Genomic DNA, 16393 nt, shown 5'->3' on the forward strand with positions numbered 1-16393 from the left:
ACCTCACATAGTAATAAATCTGTTCATATTTGATTGATTTTCTTTTAAAATTTTATTGTAATTCATAACCTCTTCTTTTTCTTCTATATGTTCCTTATTGGATATAAGATTTGAAAAAATCTTTGTATTATAAATTTTAGTACTTATTATAAAGAACATAAATGTATTCTTTATAAATAGGTAGTGCTTATTATATTTTGTATTAGCTATAACACTTATATCGTTATTCTCTTTGAACTGTATTTCTTTATTAGAAATAAGACAGTCTTTCAAATCATTACACTGCAAAAATGCTTGTATTAATTCCACTTCAGGGATTACTTTTTCTTGAATTGTTTCACTTATTCCCTTTACTGTACTCCCATAAAGATTTAATATCTGCTTGTCCTGATTAATATAATTCTCAATGCTGTTAATTTGTTCTTTATGTCTTGAAGTTTCTAATTTTAAATTTCCCATTTCCTGTTGTATCTTTAGATTTAGCTTTTTAGTCTCACTTCTAACTCCAAAAATGGTCTTTTTAAAAGTTTTTTCAAAAACTTCGTCTTTGCTCCAGTCTATTTGTTCTATGTAATTTTCTGATTTCTCAAAACTCTTTTTAGGAAAAGATAATGAGTTTTGCTTATCCTCAAGCGCAAAGCCACCTATTTTCTTTATATTTCCAAATTGCTGTAAGAACACGCCTAGATTGAAAATGTTCTTTTTTACTGTACTATGTCTATAATCATTTAAATCATCTATGATCCTATTAAATGTATCAATTACCTCATTAACTTTACTTATTAAAGAATCTATTTCTAATTTGCTTCTAATGTGAAGCTGCTTATAATCCTCAACTAACTCTCTTCTTTCATTTTCACCTGAGAAGTTTTTAACTTTATCGCCAGCCCAATCTAACATATCATCAAACATTTTCTTCTCCTTTATAATAAACAAAATCTGAATGTCTTTTTTTATCCTTACATGCTACTATAACGCCATCTTTCACTAAGAATTCAAATCTGTTATCTTTGCTTACAACAAAATTATCTTTATCTCCAATATACTTAAAGTTTCCTTCCTTGCAGTTATACTCACCTTTTAAGGTAGGTATTTTGTTATCACTATTATTAGAATTACTGCTTTTTTTCACATGATCAAAAATAGTTTTTATTAAAAAAACTATTAGTAATACTATAAATATAGTTTTCATAAATTCAGCCTCCAATTCAAGAAAATAAAATTGGATATTTTATCTGCCACAGTGGAAAATAAAATATCCGATTATCACCCTTCCTATTTTACCAACATTTACACATAAAAGGAAGTATCTAAACAAATTTCAACATATTTTCTAATATTATTCTAAAAATGAACAGCCTCCCTAACAGTAATTGCACTGATAGAGAGGTTAGTCTTAATATTCAATCTTAAAGGTCTTTATCTCATAAGGATTTATCATAAATTCCACTTCATTTTCATTTATCTCAAGTTCTTTTATTTCTTTTTCTTCAAGGTTTACTTCCCATACTCTTTTAGGTTTAATAAAGCTAGATATTTTTACATTTGTTCTCTTATTAAAGCTTTCAAAAACCCTTACTATAGTTTCATTTCCTTCTTCTTTTTCTTTTATTACCTCAACCATTACATTTTCAGCATCAACTTTAATAAAAGATAACTTATCTTCAAGTAGCCCTGTATGAGATTCTTCTAAGGTTACATATGGTTTTAAATTTAGCTTATAAGCCTCTTCTTGAACCTTACCTTCTTGCCATCTTCCTTCATGAGGATATAATGAGTAAGTAAATTCATGATATCCCATATCTGCTTCTGGATTAGGCCATTTAGGCGACTTTAATAAGGTTAAACTTAACACACCATCTTTTACGCTATATCCATATTTACAGTCATTTAATAAGGCTACTCCATAGCCATACTCACTTATGTCTCCCCATTTATGTGCGCAGACTTCGAACTTAGCTATATCCCAGCTAGTATTAAAGTGAGTATCTCTTTCAATATTTCCGTATTGTATATCAAAGGTAGCTCTATTTCCCTTAATATTTACTGGGAAATTAGCTCTAAGTAGTACATGCTCTTCATGCCATTTAACCTTAGTTTCAAAATCAATTCTTGGGCTATCATGATATAAGCTAATAAATTGCTCAATTGTTGAATCTTCATATTTCTTTTCTACTCTAATTGTTGCTTTTAGTGGTCCTTTACTCTTAACTTCAATAGCTATAACCTCAGTTATTTCCCAGGACTTTTCTGTGTAATAAATATCTGTATCCCAAGCTTCCCATGGATTATGTGGTTTATCTTCGTAAATTACTAAGGAGTTTCCTTTAGCTCCATCTTTAATAACTTCTCTATTAGCTTTCTTATCAAATACAGATGTTAATTCGCCTCTTGAATCTACATTTACTTTTAAGAATTTATTTTCAAGTATAAATTCATTATTAATCTTCTCTACATTAACCAAGTTTTGAGGCTTAGCTTTTTCCTCTGCTTCCTTAATATAAAGAACCCTATAGCCTTTAGCTGGAATATTAGTTACGTAGGCAATATCCTTACTATCATTAATATTTTGAACTAAAACTTCTGCCCCGTCCCCGTAAACTAAAGTTTTTCCTTTTAACTCCTTTGGTAATTCAACATACTCATTTCTCTCAAAGGATAATTGGTTAAATACTACTAAAGCTTTTTCCTTAAGATTTATTTTGCTGCTTATTGATTTTAAAGCATTATTTAATAAATCATTGCCATTTTCTAATACACTTTCGTATTGTCTCCATGACTCATCATAAACTTCCTTAATTGATGTTCCTGGAATGATGTCATGGAATTGATTTAATAATATTAGCTCCCAATTATCATTTATTCTCTTCTTATCATATTTAAAGTTCATGTCTACAGTTTTAGCAATTGAACTAAATAACTCTAAATCTTGATATAAATATTCACTCATTCTATTATATTTTTTATTCTTAGCAATAGTTGTATAGGTTCCTCTATGGAATTCAAGATATAATTCACCTTTCCACTTTGGAAGCCTTTTATAATCTTCTACTCTCTTCACTAAATCCTTAAAGTAATCTAATGCAAACTTAGTTGTAGTTTTAGGTGAACCTGGTATCCCCTTATTAAGTCTTGAATAATTTTCAAGCATATCCTTAGTTGGGCCACCGCCTCCATCACCATATCCATAGGATATAATAACTTCCTCATTCATTTGCTTTGGTTTATATCTTTCATAAGATCCTTTAATCTGAGATGGATTTATAGATGCCTCATATATGGTTCTATGAATTCCACTTATGACCTTTTCATAATCATTTGCAGTTATAAAATAAGATAAAATCTCTGTTCCATCTAATCCTTCCCACATAAAGGTATCATAAGGAAGTCTATTATATTCATTCCAGCTTATCTTTGAAGTTACGAAATAATCTATACCAAAGCCTTTTAGTATCTGAGGAAGTGCTGCTGAATATCCAAACACATCTGGAAGCCAAAGAATCTTATTTTCTACCCCAAATTCTTCTCTAAAAAACTTCTTTCCATGTAGTATTTGTCTTACTAAAGATTCTCCTGAAGTTAAGTTACAGTCTGCTTCAAGATACATAGCTCCTTCTGCTTCCCATCTTCCTTCTTTAATTCTTTCTTTTATCTCAGCATAAATTTCAGGTGCTTCTTCCTTTACAAATTTATATAAAATAGGCTGAGATGCCATGAAAGTATAATCAGGATATTCTTTCATTAAGCTTAGGACAGTTGAAAAACTTCTAACTGCTTTTTCTCTAGTTTGCTTTAGATCCCAAAGCCAAGCAACATCTAAGTGAGTGTGACCTAAGCAAACAACTGTGCCTTCATTTATCTTTCCACATTCACCTTCATAAAAATTAACTTTTAAGTACTCCCTGGCTTCGTTTATTGATTTATAATATTTCTCTGAATAAGGCTTTCTTAAATCTAATATCTCAAGCGCCTTTATTAAATGATTTAAAATATCTATTCTCTTTTTATCTTCTTCCTTTAAAAGTTTTGCTACTTCTAAAGGAACTTTTATATCATAAAATAACTTTTCTATAACTTCATCAAAGGATTTAATATATACATTAAAGTTAGCCTTACCATCATTCATTCCGCCATAACCATGAAAATCTGCTCTAAAGTGGTCTCCTACTGTAGCTTCCTTACTTACTATTATTTCTCTATGATTTGTATCTAACCCTTGTACTATATTTCCATTTAAATAGCTTAAAAACTGTGGATTTATTGCATCCCATTGACCTTCTTTTCCTGTAGTTAATTCTAAAACTACATATTCGTTAGCTAACTCTTTTGGAATATTAAATTCAGCTTTAAACCAAAATCTTTTATATTTATCTCCCCAAACATCGTATTCTCCAAATTTAACCCAAGGTTCACTTGAAGCCTCTGCTTCTTTATAACTTTTATAGTCGCCCTCTTTAATATAGACATTTTCTACCCTTGTTCTTTTATTGTAAATACGTGCCTGAAGCTCTTTAAGGATCTTCTCAATTCTCTCAATATCAAAATACAAAAATCCCACCACTTTCCTTATAAAATTATCCCATAAGTTTAATTATACCATTGAACATTTATATCTTTATTAATTAAATTATTAAAAGCTATCTATTATTACTTTTTAACAATAGATAGCTTTTATAAATAGAGTATTAACTTAATCAAAGCAATTAATTTTTATCATATTAAGGATTTTATTTTTGTTTTAAGTTTATCTTTTCTAGTTCTAATAAACATCTCAAAATCTTGAATATCTAAGCTTGTTGTAGAATCTACATATAATGTTTGGTTTTGTATATTGTTAGCATTCACCCAATCTTTTAATGTTTTATCTTGTTTAGATTCATTCATTTGCCCATTTAATAATTGAAGATTAAGCACACTATTCCAATTATCTTTATTCTTTGCGAAATCTCTGGACGTTATTGGAATATGTTTATCTATATTACTTTCATTTTTGAAGAATGATGCTGGGTGCAAATGATCTTTATGGAAGTTTTGATTATAATAGTCTAAATGAGGGTATAGCAATAACAATGTATAGAATGCCTCATTACTTTCATATTGGGATGTTAATAATCCGTCTATAAAATCATCATCAAGAGAATAGTTTCTTGCTGGATCATTTTTAAATTCATCTATAATTTCTTTTAAAGGAAACTTTTTGCCTAAACTTTTTCTTAGTACCTTTCTGAGATTAACAAGTACACTATCAGATTGACCTCCAAAAATAGATTTGATAAAACTAAGATTTATCCATCGTGCCATTAATTCTTTATCATCCCTATCATATGTCGCAGCAGTAACCTTATTTGATAAATTGTTATAATAAATATAATAGATTATTGGAATTGCTGCATTTTTTGCTCTAAATGTTTTATCATTAAATCCCAACTTTTCAATCAATTCAAATCCAGCTATAATACTCTTCTTTACATCATTCCAATTTGCTTCAAATATTGCAATATTATCATGTCCAAAATTCTTTAGTTGAAACTTTATATTATCTGAAAATAATACCAAACAAGTTTTCAAAATAAAATCCTTGTCTATTATAAATCCTGGTCTTCCAATCAAATAAACTTTATTAACTAAATCTTGAATTTCTTTTCTAGCATCAATACTTTTCCAGTTTGCTGATGCAATAGACATAAGTAAATCTGAAAAAGATAATGGAGTTCCACCACTATTAGTTCTAATAAATATTTCTAACACCTTGTCTGGCTCTTGCTCGTCCTCAATATAATAATTTATCAACTTCGTCATATGTATCTTTTCATATAACGCAAATAATGTATCATATGCGTAATCATTATCTGATAAATTGTTTTTATTAATATACTGATTTACTTTCTTAGCATCATTCAAATCCAGTATTTCTCTAACTTTAAACCATTTATAATCAGCGTTATCTGAATATCGTTCTAAATCTTTACTAGAAAGAAATCTAAAGTCATAATATTTTTGATTATCATATTGTTGATTGACAGGTTTAGCTATGTTTAAATATAAATGTCTTGTAGGCAAATTTTCTTCATCATCACGCCACCATTTTCTAGGCATTTTATAAGCATATGATCCATGTAATCCAATATACAGGCTTGTCAACCTTTGTTGTCCATCAATAATTGCCTCAAAATCATTCATTCCAGTTGTATCAATATCTATATTATTTTCTTTATAAAACTCTCTAAACTCACGGATAAATTCATAAAACTTATAATTACTTTTTATATCATTATCTGATATTTTCCAAAACATAAATGAATTGATTGGATACCCTCTTAAAATACTATCAAATAACATTTCTACTTGTGAACTACTCCAAGTAAATTTACGCTGAATAGCTGGCAGCAAATATTTACGCGTAAAAATATTATCTATCGCTTCTTTAATTGTGATTGGATTCTGAAACCCACTTGCCATATTGATTTTGCCTCCTAAAGCAATTAATTTCTTTTATTTTCCATTTATATTATACCTCATTTTTCACATTATACCATTGAACATTTAAGATTAGTGGAATATACTATATATTAAACAACAACATACCCCATATGGGTATATAAGGAGGAATAGTTTATGCAAATAGAAATATGGTCTGATTTTGTATGTCCATTTTGTTATATAGGAAAGAGAAGGTTAGAAAATGCTTTAGAAAAGTTTGAGCATAAGGATGAAGTTGAACTAATATTTAGAAGCTTCGAACTTGATCCATCAGCTAAAAAGCATTATGAAGAAAATATTCATGAGCTTATTGCAAATAAATATGGAATTCCAGTTGAGCAAGCTAAGGCATCTAATGATAATCTAGTAGCTCAAGCTAAAGCCCTTGGACTTGATTTTAATTTTGATGATTTAATACCTACAAATACCTTTGATGCTCATAGATTATCACATTATGCTAAAACAGAAGGTAAGATGAAGGAACTATCAGAAAGATTACTTAAAGCTTACTTTGTAGATTCTTTAAACATATCTGATCACAAAGTATTAGCATCACTTGCGACTGAAGTAGGTTTAGATTATGATAAGGCCTTAAGTGTTCTTGAATCAAATGAGTATGATATAGATGTCAGAAAAGATGAAGAAAAAGCTGCAAGGCTAAGAGTAAATGGCGTACCATTCTTTGTATTTAATAGTAAATATGCAGTATCTGGTGCACAACCATCTGAGACATTTTTAGATGTACTTAATAAAGTACGTAATGAAGAACTTAAATCACCTACCATTGAATTTTTATCAAAAGAAGATGAAACTACTGATTCTGATAACTGCTCTGATGGAAAATGTAATATTTAAATCTAATAAAAACAATGCTACTGCAAAATGCAGTAGCATTGTTTTTTAGTTAAGATTACAAATAATAAGTGTTACTTTGTAGGGGCTGGCAATTCATTAATCTTAATTCTAAATAATACATAGGGCTTTTGTCTTTGATCTTTTCCATAGTTATATCTTGCTTGTCTATGAAGTTGATTAGCTGTAAAATACAAATATTTATCTCTTCCTATAGTAAGTGTATCTGGCCATAATATCCTTGGATCATGGACTAAGGTTTTCATGGTTCCATCTGGCGAAATTGTTCTAATGCTGTTATTTTCATAATCTCCAGCATATACTACTCCTTTTAAGTCTGTAATCATGCCATCAGAGGCACCCTTCTCCCCTAAATATTTAACTTTAGAAGATAGTTCTGCTTCTGTTATGCTTCCATCTCTTAAAAGCTTTGTCTCGATTGAATATAAATTTCTACTTGCCATTGGACAGAAATATAAAACTTCTCCATCAGGTGATATTGCTATTCCATCAGATGCAGTTGTTATCCTTGAAGTTGATCCATCCTTATTTCTATTTAGTAGTATTTTCCCTTCAACCTTTGGAAGAAAATTTGGATCACTTGAAGTTGATTCATCTCCATTTAATCTTCTAAATGCTTTCCCATTACTTAAGTTTAGTACAATAATTGCACCTGGCCCCTTGTCTGAAGAATCTGTAATATACGCAAATCCTGCATCTCCAACACGATAATCTATTCTTACATCATTTAAATAAGTTGTAGGTAAAACCACATCCGCAGAAAAAGTATAGCTTCTCTTAATTTTATTTGTAGCTAAATCCACACTTACAAGCTTGGCTCCACCTTTTATGGGCTCCTTAAAGTTTGGCGATGCTGTATCTAATACCCAAAGAGTCCCCGTACCATCAGCTACAACACTTTGCACACTTATAAAACATTTATCTAGATTATTGTAGTCTACCTTATTTGTATTTAAATCTGGATATGGAACTAATTTATTTTTAACGATTTCCCCTACAGTAAACTTAACATCATCTCCCCATTTAGGAAAGTTTACAAATATACGTCCATTTTCTGAAATTGTAACTCCAGTAGGCATAGCTCCATAAAAAGTAAAGACCTGTTCTAAATCACCAAAATACCTTTCACTAGGTAGTTCATTATGTTTCATTCATTTCTCCTTTTTTATTTTTATAATATGCCATAGGAGTATCTTGTTTTACTGTGTATTAAAACTTGATTATAGATTTCTCTTTTTTCTATATAGAGATGGTGACTCTCCCGTGTACTTTCGAAACATTCTTCCAAAATGAGTTATATCATTAAAGCCTACTCTATAGCCTATTTCTGATATAGGTAATAAGGTATCCTTAAGCATTGTTGAAGCCATTTTAACTCTTAATCTAATTAAATATTCTATAACTGACATTCCAACAGACTTAGTAAACTTATCTGCCAAAGTTGTTCTATTTATATGGAATTCTTCCGTTAAATCTTCTATAGAAATTTTTCTTTCATAGTTTGTATGCAAATATAAAATAATTTCATTAATTTCATCTGAATGCTTAATGGTTTCAGGTTTAGTTATTTGTTCTGCATCTGTATAGATATACTGAAGTAAAAATAGGATTTCCAAAAAGAAAGATCTACTGCGGCATCTCCAAAAATCATTGTTTAATAGCTTTAATTCCTCTTGCAGGGAATCTATTAATTTTGCTATTCTCTTAGCCGTTGCTGGGCCTACTTCAAACTGTCCAGATATTAGTCCATTTCTATCAATAAAAGGTTTGAGGGAATAGTAATCCCTGTATTCTGATTCAGATATATCTTCTTTAAAGTTTTCCATTCTTTCTAATGTTAATACATCATTAACCAAGGTAGGACTAAAAAAGATAGCTCTACCACTTAAATTACTGCTCTTATTAAGCTTAATTTTATCATTAACATTGAAGCAAAAAATTGTAGGGGCTGTAAATATGGTTTTGATGTCATTAACACTCACAATACCTCCACCATTTTCAACAAGTATTAATCTAAACATCCTATGACTTTCTGAAGAAAATGGCTCTTTAGTTTCAACATATACTGGTAGTTTTATCTCCCGTTCCTTATCCACAGTAAATAACTCCATAGAAAAATCTCCAATCATCTAAAATTTAATTACTATATTCTAGACAACTAGAGATTTTCCTTTTTTTGTATATAATTTTATTTATTGTAATTCAATATAACTAACTGCTTATCCTTTGAAGCTTTAATTTCTGATTGATTGAAGCTAAAAGTATCTTCTTTAACTACTTTCCAACCTTTCATTTGCTCTACAAAGCTATCTACTTTTGATAATGTTCCAAAGTCAGGAGAAAGTACTTCTGTTTGATAGTGCATAGGTATAACAACCTTAGGATTTAACTGATTAACCACTTTAGCTGCTACCTCTGGATCTATTGTGTATAAGCCTCCTACTGGAATCATTAGTATATCTACTTTGCCTATGCTTTTAAGTTGATCATTTGTTAATTCATGTCCTAAATCACCTAAATGACATACATTAACTCCATCAACATCATAGGTATATACTGTATTCTCTCCCCTTAAAGCACCTAATTCTGTATCATGATAAGTTTTTGTTCCTTTTATTTTTATGCCATCAATATTAAACTGTCCACGTTCTCTTATAGCTGTAAAATTACTTTTTATAGCTGCTAGATTATTATGATCAAAGTGATCATGACTAACAGTTGCTATATCAGCATATAATTCAGGAACCTTATATCCAATACCATCTGGAAATGGATCTGTTACAACCTTAGTTCCTTTTTCATTAGTAATTGTAAAACATGAATGTCCACTCCATTCAATAGAAGCATGCTTTTTCCCTAGATTTTTATTTGCGTCTGCTGCAAATGCTGCCATACCCATCATTCCTATGGATACAACTAAACTTAAAAAGAATACTTTCCACCTCTTGATACCTTTTTTCATTTTAACCCCTCCATTTGTATAAGCTTCCGCTTATTTATGATTTTATTTTACAAATGGTTTGACCTTTAAAACATAGCTTATTTACAAGGATTTTCTGCGTATTATCACTAATTACTAAATACCCAATCTTCGCAGTTCCATATATCTGTTGCAATATCTTTATAAAACTCAGGTTCATGGCACACTAATATTATGCTGCCATCATATTCTTTTAATGCACGCTTAAGCTCATCCTTTGCATAAATATCTAAGTGGTTGGTAGGCTCATCTAAAACTAAGATATTGCTAGGTTCATTAATTAACTTACACAGTCTAACTTTAGCCTGCTCTCCTCCGCTTAATATATTAATAGGACTGTCTATATGCTGCCTTGTAAGCCCGCACCTAGCAAGATTAGTTCTTACTTCTGTTTGAGTTAAATTTGGGAAAACATTCCAAACATCATATAAGACTGAATTGTTATTATCTTCGATAAGTTCCTGCTCAAAATATCCTATCTTTTTATAATAGCTTAAGTCTATTTCTCCATTTATAGGCTTTTGTAGTCCTAGTAAGGTTTTTAAAAGCGTTGTCTTTCCTAAGCCATTAGCTCCTATTATTGCAATCTTTTGTCCCCTTTTCATCTTTAGGTTTAGAGGTTTGCTTAGGGGTTTATTGTAACCAATTATTAAATCTCTTGCTTTAAAAACAGTGCTTTCTGGCATATTTGTACTTTTAAAATTAAACTTTGGCTTTATAATTTCCTTTTTTATCTCTATTCTTTCAATCTTATCAAGCTTTTTCTCTCTTGACTTAGCTTGTTTTGCAGTTGCTTTTCTTACTTTATTCTTTCTTATATAATCTTCAAGCTTTGCTATCTCAGTTTGCTGCTCCTTATATTCAATTAGCCTCTGCTCTTTTCTAATATCATAAAGCCTAACAAAATAATCATAGTTTCCTTGGTATCTTGTTAATTCCTTATGCTCAAGATGATAAACCACATTTACTACACTATTTAAAAAACTATTATCATGGGATATTAATATAAATGCATTTTGATAGTTTATTAAAAAACTTCTAAGCCATTCTATATGCTCTTCATCTAAGTGATTGGTTGGCTCGTCTAAAAGTAGAATATCTGGCTTCTCTAAAAGTAGTTTTGCTAGTAAAACTTTGGTCCTCTGTCCCCCACTTAAGGCTGAAACATCCCTATCTAAAAGTTCTTTAATTCCAAGACCTGCTGATGTTGCTTGAATCCTTGAATTAATACTATAAAAATCATTTTTGTCTAAAGATTCTTGCATTACTGCAATCCTATTTAAGGCTTTATTCATTTCCTCTTCATTAAGATCTCCAAGCTTACTATATAAATCATTAATCTTATTTTCTATATCATATAAATTCCTAAATGCCTCTTTTAGAAAATTTAATGCTGTAATACCTTCTTTTAGGTCAACCTGCTGATCCATATAACCAATGCTATATTTACTATTCCACTCAATGTCACCTTCATCAGCTAAAATTTGATTAGTGATTATTTTCATGAAAGTTGACTTTCCCTCACCGTTAGCTCCAATAAGCCCAATGTGTTCACCTTTTAATAATCTAAAGGATACTTTTCTAAATAATATTCTGTCTCCAAATGAATGACTCATGTTTTCAATTGTTAGAATACTCATAAGTTATCCACCTCCCTGTGTTCCTATAATAAATGTAACACCATCGATGCCTAAAACCCAAGTTCATAAATAAATCTGCTTTATTTATAATCGTTTTAAATATAAAAATTTAAGGCATATTTTTCAGAGCTTCACCCGAAAAATATGCCTCATAATATTTAATCATATATTTTTTGATTCCTTATTATTCTTCTTATACTTCCTTCTGTTAAGAAATACTCTTCAGCTAAGCATTTAACTGATATTCCAGCGGAATACTTATTAAAAATTTCTCTATCTCGTTCTTTAAGATATCTCTTAGTTTCAGTATTTTCTCCCCAGGATCTTTTGTTTTCATCTTTTCTAGGTATATAGATATATCCGCCATCCATATACTTTTGTATTAATTCAATTATACCGTGCGGCAGTATATTTTGTGCTTTTTCATATTTCATAGCTTCTTCGCTCCTATCAACATTTAGTAAATAAATGAAGATGCAAAGACTTACTAAAACATGAAAAACTCAATATTTTTTTATATTGGCTCCAAGCAAAAGTTTTTCACATTTTGTTATCTTTGCATGGAGCTTACTACTATTGTTAAATACATCGTATATTCACTTCCTTTTTTAATATTATAATATACTGATTAAACTTAAAATGTCAATTTCATTATATAAAGAAGCACATAGCTTAATTAATATAACTAAGCTATGTGCTTTTTATATATGTATTTATATTTTTACTATCTTCTATTAGCTAGAAACTATTTATTTTATTGTTTTCATTAGCCTTTTTCATGCTATTTGTTACAGAAAAAAAGTTAGAGGTCATAATATTTTTTAAATCATCATTTATACTTTCTATATACCACTTTTTATCAACCTTAACACAATTAATTATAATTGTCTTTTCAGTAGTAACTTCTTTTAATACTTTTTGCTTCTCTGACATTGTATTAACTAGTTCCCTACTCATTTCTTCATCAGTGGGTCCTTTCTGATTCAGGTCATCAAGAAATAATTTTTTAAAAGCCTCTTCAGTAGTTTCTTTACATAAAGTTGATCCATCCACATATTTGCAGTCTACAGTTACAACCGCCTTATCAGCTTTAGTCTCACTACTATTAATTTTATATGACATTTTAGTCGCATTTGTTTTATAGTAATCAAAAACATACTTAAAATATTTATCATCTGATTTTGAAACCTTAGTTATACTCTCAATTGTCTCCTTTTCATTAACAAATGTTTTCATTTTGTCAGTATCAAATGCTTTTACTGCTTCAAAATACCCTTTTACTGCATCTTCTGGTTTTGCTTTTGTACAACTTGTCAAGCTAAGACACATTAAGATTGACAAGAAACCAAGTATGATTTTTTTCATAATTAATTCCCCCTTATTGTTATATTTTATCATAATTTATCTAATTATGGGAATTACCCTGTACTTTTAAACAAAATCATAAAACTTCCCCTAAATTATGTAATTACCCCCAATAACTGCGTGGAAGGCTGACACCTCTTTACATATAAATAATTATAAGAGTTACAAATGATAAAAAAATAATATACGGAGGTCTTAAGATGAGTGAGTTAACTAATATTAATCTACCTGAAGATCCTTATAGTGTTTTCCCTTCAAGCGGGTTTATTAGGCTTCTTAATTCTTCAGATGCTAATGATCCTTCCCCTGAACTAAGTATCTTCCATGATCCACCAAATCCTTGTCACAAATGTGGTTGTGGACATGAGCCTTGTGGTGCTCCAGGTGAAAGACAGGTTAATAGCACAAATGAAGATATAAACAGAAAACCTCGCGTAACTCAAAGCGAGACAAGCCTAGCAAGGTTTAGAAACTTTATTCTATTTGGTTTCAATGATTCTAATATTCCTGGAAACTTTTCAGGTTTTGCATTCTCTAGTGACTGTGGTATTAACTGGACTGATGGCGGTAACCTTCCTCAAAATCCACCATGGCAAAACGGAGGAGATCCAGTAATTGCTGTAGATTCTCATGGAATATTCTATTATGCAGAACTTGGTGTATTACCAAATACTGAAGTAGGTATTATTCAAATTTCAACTGGAGTAGTTAATCCCCAAACTAAAAGAATAACTATGAATACTCCTTTTGTAGCTGGAGAAGGTACCTCACCAACAAACTTTGAAGATAAGGAATGGATGGCAGTAGGACCAGACCCATCAAGAGGAAAATTTGCAGAAGCCATATACCTTACTTGGACAGATTTTTCTAATAATGGCACAGCTATTAGATTTTCTAAATGGGTAGTTGGGGTAACTCCAACTGTGCTAATAGCTAGCAAAACAATATCTCCAGATAATAACGTTTCTGGTTCATTCCCTGTAATTGGCCCAGATGGTACTATCTATGTATTCTATGAACAAATTACTAGTGGTGTAAACAGAGTTATCCGTATGGTTAAATCAACTGATGGTGGAACAACCTTTAGTCCTCCAACAACTGTAGCAAATCTTAAGATTGCTGCAAATAATGTTTTAGGCTGCGGCAGACCAGCAATTCAGGTAACTCCTACTAAAACAATTAGATCAAATGAATTCCCTCATGCTGCAATTGGCCCAGATGGAATGTTGTATGTTGTTTTCAATAGTGGAACCGGAAATACTCTTCCTCAACCAGCAATTAATATCTATCTTGCATATAGCAGAGATAAAGGTGTCACATGGGTAATAAGACAAATAACAGGTAACACTGCTTATGCATTTATGCCTTCAGTTATAGCTGATAATAGAGGCGCTCATATTCAATATAGCCGTTTTGATGGTACAAGTGGTGTTGGAAATGGTAGATTTGCATTATTTATGAGAACCTTCAATATTAGAAGGGGCTTAAGCGCTGAAAGAATGGTAAGTACTGTATTTTCTTTAGTTCCAGATACTAATCCTAACTTTGATCCTGGTGTTGCTAATTGTTATATGGGGGACTATAACCAAATTATTAGAGGACCTGGATGCTCTTTATATCATGGATGGGGAGATAACAGAAACGATATCTATAATGGTAACAACCCAGATGTATTCTTTATTCAAACTGGAAGATAAAATATAATTTAAAAAGTACTATTCTCAAACTTGAGAATAGTACTTTCTTTTAGTTAATTAACTAAAAGGAGTAATCACAGCTGTAGACTGTATTTAAAGTCCCTAAATCTGCATTTTGCATTTTAATAGCATCATTCTCAAATACAAAGGTCCATATCACAGGGCTATTAGCACCTATATTTGTATTTCCCATTCCATCAAATTTTGCTTGGGCAATTACTCCACTATTGTTTGATAGCTTAATATTTATATTTCTAACATCAAATATGTTATGGCTAAACCCATTATAAACATAAGCATCCATATATAGTTTGGAATCTTTGTAGTATACGTTCTTAGGACTTATCTGAACGTTATCCACCGCAGTAACCATTGCACCATTTACAAATTGAGATGCTGCTTTAGGTGCACTAGATTTAGGATTTGCTTGAGTATTTGGTTTTTGTTCAGTGCTTGTTGCAGGTGTTTCTGGTGCTTTGGTGTCGGTGTTTACGTCTTGTGTTGCATCTGTTTTCACCCCATCTTTTGTCTCTTTGGGACTATCGACATTTGTAGCCGCTTCCTTTGTATCAGTTTTTGTAGCATTGGTTTTAGCTGAGCTACATCCAACCATAGAAATCATTATTGCACCTATCATTAAAATTAACATTATTCCTTTTTTCATTTTACATTCCTCCATTAAATTGTTTATTTTTATTTATTTCTTTTATAGTTTTAATTACTTCAATACTTAATGCTTCAAGCTTATCTTCATCAAGCTTTGTACTACTAAAGAAGCAATCTTTGAATATCTTTTCTATATCTCTTTCTGCGTTATAAATAGAATCTATTCTGCATTTTTTAAGAATAAGCTCGGCCTCTAGGTCATATTCATCCTCTTGCCCTGTTAGCCCTACTAAATCCATCAAATCATACTTATATAGCAGCTTGGATACTTGCTTTATATACTTATATTTCAAATTCCATCACCTCAAATTGTTATGATCCTTTTAAAACATGCTGTCATTCATAAAGTTATCAAAATCATTTTGAAACATGTCATTATTAAACTGCTCATGCATATCCATATGCTCCTGCATATCATTCATTAGTTGTTCATTTTGCATTCTCATATCTTCATTCATTTGTTCCATAAATCTCCTTTCTCCTTCTTGCTGCATCCAATCCATATGATCTTGAAGCAGCTGGTCTTGAAACATTTGGTCTTGAAGCATTTGATCTTGTTCTTCTATTCCATTAAAATCACCTTCCATCAAAGAACTAATCATATCAAAAAACTTTTTAAACATATCTCATCTCTCCTTCAATCTTTACTATGGTTTTATTATAAATACCCCCTTGGACAAAAATTTGCACTT

15 protein-coding genes are annotated in these 16393 nt (G+C 30.5%); 2 read left to right on the top strand and 13 right to left on the bottom strand.

Annotation, left to right across the window (positions count from 1 at the left end):
* Nucleotides 1-3: 3 nt before the first annotated feature.
* From PTZ02_RS08805 to PTZ02_RS08820, 4 genes are all read right to left on the bottom strand, one after another.
* Nucleotides 4-912 (bottom strand): hypothetical protein, encoded by a 909-nt coding sequence (locus PTZ02_RS08805; protein WP_274227414.1) that lies wholly within the window; start codon nt 910-912, stop codon nt 4-6.
* A complete protein-coding gene (locus PTZ02_RS08810) occupies nt 905-1192 on the bottom strand; it encodes a hypothetical protein (protein ID WP_274227415.1) in 288 nt (95 codons plus the stop codon). The genes PTZ02_RS08805 and PTZ02_RS08810 overlap by 8 nt, the downstream gene beginning before the upstream one ends.
* 204 nt (nt 1193-1396) lie before the next feature.
* On the bottom strand, nt 1397-4549 hold the full coding sequence (locus PTZ02_RS08815; protein ID WP_274227416.1) for an alpha-mannosidase: 3153 nt from the start codon (nt 4547-4549) through the stop codon (nt 1397-1399).
* Between the two features lie 164 nt (nt 4550-4713).
* The gene (locus PTZ02_RS08820) at nt 4714-6459 is read right to left on the bottom strand and encodes a DUF262 domain-containing protein (RefSeq protein WP_274227417.1); all 1746 of its coding nucleotides are present in this window, start codon (nt 6457-6459) and stop codon (nt 4714-4716) included.
* Between the two features lie 156 nt (nt 6460-6615).
* Between PTZ02_RS08820 and PTZ02_RS08825 the strand changes: the two genes are divergently transcribed.
* A complete protein-coding gene (locus tag PTZ02_RS08825; protein ID WP_274227418.1) occupies nt 6616-7335 on the top strand; it encodes a DsbA family oxidoreductase in 720 nt (239 codons plus the stop codon).
* A 71-nt stretch (nt 7336-7406) separates the two neighbouring features.
* Here PTZ02_RS08825 and PTZ02_RS08830 read toward each other — a convergent pair whose 3' ends face one another.
* The 6 genes from PTZ02_RS08830 to PTZ02_RS08855 all read right to left on the bottom strand — a co-directional run bounded on the left by PTZ02_RS08830 (nt 7407) and on the right by PTZ02_RS08855 (nt 13338).
* Nucleotides 7407-8504: an L-dopachrome tautomerase-related protein gene (locus PTZ02_RS08830; RefSeq protein ID WP_274227419.1), complete on the bottom strand. Its 1098-nt coding sequence runs from the start codon at nt 8502-8504 to the stop codon at nt 7407-7409.
* A 69-nt stretch (nt 8505-8573) separates the two neighbouring features.
* Nucleotides 8574-9464 carry an AraC family transcriptional regulator gene (locus PTZ02_RS08835; protein ID WP_274227420.1) on the bottom strand — a complete coding sequence of 297 codons (891 nt, stop codon included), beginning with the start codon at nt 9462-9464 and terminating at the stop codon, nt 8574-8576.
* A 77-nt stretch (nt 9465-9541) separates the two neighbouring features.
* Nucleotides 9542-10315, bottom strand: a complete 774-nt coding sequence (locus PTZ02_RS08840; protein WP_274227421.1) for an MBL fold metallo-hydrolase — start codon at nt 10313-10315, stop codon at nt 9542-9544.
* A 107-nt stretch (nt 10316-10422) separates the two neighbouring features.
* Nucleotides 10423-11973: an ABC-F family ATP-binding cassette domain-containing protein gene (locus PTZ02_RS08845; protein WP_274227422.1), complete on the bottom strand. Its 1551-nt coding sequence runs from the start codon at nt 11971-11973 to the stop codon at nt 10423-10425.
* A gap of 158 nt (nt 11974-12131) precedes the next feature.
* On the bottom strand, nt 12132-12407 hold the full coding sequence (locus PTZ02_RS08850; protein ID WP_274227423.1) for a CD3324 family protein: 276 nt from the start codon (nt 12405-12407) through the stop codon (nt 12132-12134).
* A 304-nt stretch (nt 12408-12711) separates the two neighbouring features.
* Nucleotides 12712-13338: a hypothetical protein gene (locus PTZ02_RS08855; protein ID WP_274227424.1), complete on the bottom strand. Its 627-nt coding sequence runs from the start codon at nt 13336-13338 to the stop codon at nt 12712-12714.
* A 200-nt stretch (nt 13339-13538) separates the two neighbouring features.
* Here PTZ02_RS08855 and PTZ02_RS08860 point away from each other — a divergent pair, with 200 nt between their 5' ends.
* A complete protein-coding gene (locus PTZ02_RS08860) occupies nt 13539-15035 on the top strand; it encodes a sialidase family protein (protein WP_274227425.1) in 1497 nt (498 codons plus the stop codon).
* Nucleotides 15036-15096: 61 nt separating this feature from the next.
* On the opposite strand, the gene PTZ02_RS08865 is transcribed toward PTZ02_RS08860, so the two are convergent.
* The 3 genes from PTZ02_RS08865 to PTZ02_RS08875 are packed head-to-tail and all read right to left on the bottom strand — an operon-like array spanning nt 15097 to nt 16324.
* Nucleotides 15097-15699 (bottom strand): SLAP domain-containing protein, encoded by a 603-nt coding sequence (locus tag PTZ02_RS08865; protein WP_274227426.1) that lies wholly within the window; start codon nt 15697-15699, stop codon nt 15097-15099.
* Nucleotide 15700: 1 nt separating this feature from the next.
* Entirely contained in the window at nt 15701-15994 is a 294-nt protein-coding gene (locus PTZ02_RS08870) for a hypothetical protein (protein WP_274227427.1), read from the bottom strand.
* A gap of 30 nt (nt 15995-16024) precedes the next feature.
* The gene (locus PTZ02_RS08875) at nt 16025-16324 is read right to left on the bottom strand and encodes a hypothetical protein (protein WP_274227428.1); all 300 of its coding nucleotides are present in this window, start codon (nt 16322-16324) and stop codon (nt 16025-16027) included.
* Between the last annotated feature and the right edge of the window lie 69 nt (nt 16325-16393).

Origin of the sequence: Clostridium sp. 'White wine YQ' (assembly GCF_028728205.1) — a bacterium.
Lineage (GTDB): Bacteria > Bacillota > Clostridia > Clostridiales > Clostridiaceae > Clostridium_T.

Coding starts and splice junctions, on each gene's coding strand:
- PTZ02_RS08855 (WP_274227424.1), bottom strand. CDS start 13,338: ATGAAAAAAATCATACTTGGTTTCTTGTCAATCTTAATGTGTCTTAGC.
- PTZ02_RS08830 (WP_274227419.1), bottom strand. CDS start 8,504: ATGAAACATAATGAACTACCTAGTGAAAGGTATTTTGGTGATTTAGAA.
- PTZ02_RS08840 (WP_274227421.1), bottom strand. CDS start 10,315: ATGAAAAAAGGTATCAAGAGGTGGAAAGTATTCTTTTTAAGTTTAGTT.
- PTZ02_RS08845 (WP_274227422.1), bottom strand. CDS start 11,973: ATGAGTATTCTAACAATTGAAAACATGAGTCATTCATTTGGAGACAGA.
- PTZ02_RS08875 (WP_274227428.1), bottom strand. CDS start 16,324: ATGTTTAAAAAGTTTTTTGATATGATTAGTTCTTTGATGGAAGGTGAT.
- PTZ02_RS08805 (WP_274227414.1), bottom strand. CDS start 912: ATGTTTGATGATATGTTAGATTGGGCTGGCGATAAAGTTAAAAACTTC.
- PTZ02_RS08820 (WP_274227417.1), bottom strand. CDS start 6,459: ATGGCAAGTGGGTTTCAGAATCCAATCACAATTAAAGAAGCGATAGAT.
- PTZ02_RS08810 (WP_274227415.1), bottom strand. CDS start 1,192: ATGAAAACTATATTTATAGTATTACTAATAGTTTTTTTAATAAAAACT.
- PTZ02_RS08825 (WP_274227418.1), top strand. CDS start 6,616: ATGCAAATAGAAATATGGTCTGATTTTGTATGTCCATTTTGTTATATA.
- PTZ02_RS08850 (WP_274227423.1), bottom strand. CDS start 12,407: ATGAAATATGAAAAAGCACAAAATATACTGCCGCACGGTATAATTGAA.
- PTZ02_RS08865 (WP_274227426.1), bottom strand. CDS start 15,699: ATGAAAAAAGGAATAATGTTAATTTTAATGATAGGTGCAATAATGATT.
- PTZ02_RS08860 (WP_274227425.1), top strand. CDS start 13,539: ATGAGTGAGTTAACTAATATTAATCTACCTGAAGATCCTTATAGTGTT.
- PTZ02_RS08835 (WP_274227420.1), bottom strand. CDS start 9,464: ATGGAGTTATTTACTGTGGATAAGGAACGGGAGATAAAACTACCAGTA.